At 69.1% G+C, this 2,413-nt stretch carries 2 protein-coding genes and 1 pseudogene; 2 read left to right on the top strand and 1 reads right to left on the bottom strand.

Going from position 1 to position 2,413, the window contains the following annotated elements; all coding sequences use genetic code 11:
* Positions 1 to 41: 41 nt before the first annotated feature.
* Positions 42 to 1,505 (top strand): cobyric acid synthase, encoded by a 1,464-nt coding sequence (locus tag H926_RS0106990; protein ID WP_028657701.1) that lies wholly within the window; start codon positions 42 to 44, stop codon positions 1,503 to 1,505.
* The gene (gene cobU / locus H926_RS0106995; RefSeq protein ID WP_022675666.1) at positions 1,498 to 2,004 is read left to right on the top strand and encodes a bifunctional adenosylcobinamide kinase/adenosylcobinamide-phosphate guanylyltransferase; all 507 of its coding nucleotides are present in this window, start codon (positions 1,498 to 1,500) and stop codon (positions 2,002 to 2,004) included. Before H926_RS0106990 ends, cobU begins: the two co-directional genes overlap by 8 nt.
* A gap of 112 nt (positions 2,005 to 2,116) precedes the next feature.
* Here cobU and H926_RS26080 read toward each other — a convergent pair.
* Positions 2,117 to 2,413: pseudogene (locus H926_RS26080) on the bottom strand (CCA tRNA nucleotidyltransferase); the annotation flags it as partial.

Below are 2,413 nucleotides of genomic sequence, written 5' to 3' on the forward strand. Positions count from 1 at the left end.
GCGGTGGCGCTGGGCGCGGGGCTGGTGTGGAAGGGATGACGATGGGCGCATTGATGGTGCAGGGCACCGGGTCTGACGTGGGCAAATCGGTGCTGGTGGCGGGGCTGTGCCGCGCGCTTTCCAACCGGGGCCTGCGCGTCTTGCCGTTCAAGCCGCAGAACATGTCGAACAATGCCGCGGTCACCAGCGACGGCGGGGAAATCGGCCGGGCGCAGGCGCTGCAGGCCCTGGCCTGCCGTGCCGCGCCGCATACCGACATGAATCCGGTGCTGCTCAAGCCGCAGGCGGATCACACCTCGCAACTGGTGGTGCATGGCCGAGTGCGGGGCACGCTGGGCGGCGGCAATTTTCGCATGGGTCGCGCCGCGCTGCTGCCCGATGTCATGGCCAGTTGGCAGCGGTTGCGCGCCCAGGCCGATGTGGTGGTGGTGGAAGGGGCAGGCTCGCCCGCGGAAATCAACCTGCGCGCCGGTGATATTGCCAACATGGGCTTTGCCCGCGCGGCGCGGGTGCCGGTGGTCTTGGTCGGCGATATCGACCGGGGCGGGGTCATCGCCGCGCTGGTGGGTACGCGGGCCGTGCTCGATCCGGCTGACGCGGCGATGATCCGGGGCTTTGTCATCAACAAGTTCCGGGGTGATCCCGCGCTCTTTGCCGATGGCTATCAGCAAATTGCCGCGCTTTCGGGCTGGCGCGGGTTTGGCGTGGTGCCGTGGCTGGCGGAAAGCGCGCGTTTGCCGAGCGAAGACGCCGTGGTGCTGGAACGCCATGCCCCGTTGCGCGCGGGCGCGCTGCGCATTGCCTGCCCGATCCTGCCGCGCATTGCCAATTTCGATGATCTCGATCCGCTGAAAGGCGAAAGCGGCGTGGAACTGGTGATGGTGCCGCCGGGCCAGCCGATCCCGGCCGATTGCGCGCTGATCGTGCTGCCGGGATCGAAGGCCACGCTGGCCGACCTCGCTGCATTGCGTGCGCAAGGCTGGGATATCGACATTCTGGCTCATCACCGCCGTGGCGGGCGCATCCTGGGCATTTGCGGGGGATACCAGATGCTGGGCAAGACCGTGGTCGATCCCCATGGCATCGAGGGGCCAGCGGGCGAAATGGCCGGGCTGGGCCTGCTCGACGTGGCCACCGTGCTCACCCCGCACAAGGCGCTGCGCCAGGTGGCAGGGCAGGCGCTGGGCCAGGCGTTTGCCGGGTTCGAGATGCACATGGGCCATACCGAAGGCCCCGATTGCGCGCGGCCCTTTGCTCTGCTCGATGGTGACAGGCCCGATGGCGCGATCGACATGAGCGGCCAGGTGATGGGCAGCTATGTGCATGGCGCGCTGGGCGGGCCGGCGCTGCGCGGGGCGCTGCTCGGCTGGATCGGCGGAGTATCCGATGGGGCCAACCATTCTGCGGTGGTCGACGCCGCACTCGATGCGATTGCCGCCCGGTTGGAACAGCATCTCGATATCGACGGCCTCTTGGCCCTGGCGCGCGAGGCTGGCGATGCCTAGTCTGTTCGTGATCGGCGGGGCGCGATCGGGCAAGAGCCGCTATGCCCAGCAGCGTGCCGAGGATAGCGGCCTGGCGCCGCGCTACATCGCCACGGCCCAGGCCTTTGACGCGGAAATGACCGCGCGCATCGCCCGCCACCGGGCAGAGCGCGATGCTCGCTGGCAAACCGTCGATGCGCCGCTCGACCTGCCCCACGCGATCGCCACCCATGCCGCGCCCGATCGCGTGCTGCTGGTCGATTGCCTAACCCTGTGGCTCAGCAACCTGATGCTGGCCGAACGCGACATGGCCGCCGCGCTCGACGATCTGGACCAGGCCGTGGCCGGGGCGGCGGGCCTGGTCATCCTGGTCAGCAACGAAGTGGGCCAGGGCATCGTGCCCGACAATGCCCTGGCCCGGCGTTTTCGCGACGAGGCGGGCTGGGCCAACCAGCGCATGGCGGCGGTGTGTGACGAGGCCGTGCTGGTCTGCGCCGGGCTGCCGCTGAAGTTGAAATAGAACGCGGCAAAAGCCCCATCCTCTTTGGGGGGGGTGGGGGTGGTGGAAACCTTGCGCCAGGCCTCGCCCCACCCCCCGACCCCCTCCTCTGAAGAGGATGGGGAGAAAGTGATCAGTTTTTGGCCAGCTCTTCGTCGAGCAGTTGCATCACGCGGGCTTCGTCGGGGAAGCCTTCGGCCACCCAGCGTGCCTCTACCGCGCGCAGGGTGCGGGCAACGTCTGGCCCGGCGCCGACGCCGCGTGCCACGATCTGCCCGCCCTTGAGCGGCAGGCGTGGCACGGTCCAGCCAGACAGGTCGGTAATATCGCGTCCGGCGAGCAGCAGGCGGTCGATCGCCTCGTCACGGCCCAGTTCATAGGCCATCGCGCGGGGCGGGCGCAGCGCATCGAGCGGGCCGCGCGCGGCGGC

The sequence above is a fragment of the Novosphingobium sp. B-7 genome, assembly GCF_000410615.1.
In the GTDB taxonomy this organism is placed as follows: Bacteria; Pseudomonadota; Alphaproteobacteria; order Sphingomonadales; family Sphingomonadaceae; genus Novosphingobium; species Novosphingobium capsulatum.

Bases quoted from the DNA above. Each gene is read 5' to 3' on its own strand.
- cobU (WP_022675666.1), top strand. From the start codon at position 1,498: ATGCCTAGTCTGTTCGTGATCGGCGGGGCGCGATCGGGCAAGAGCCGC.
- H926_RS0106990 (WP_028657701.1), top strand. From the start codon at position 42: ATGGGCGCATTGATGGTGCAGGGCACCGGGTCTGACGTGGGCAAATCG.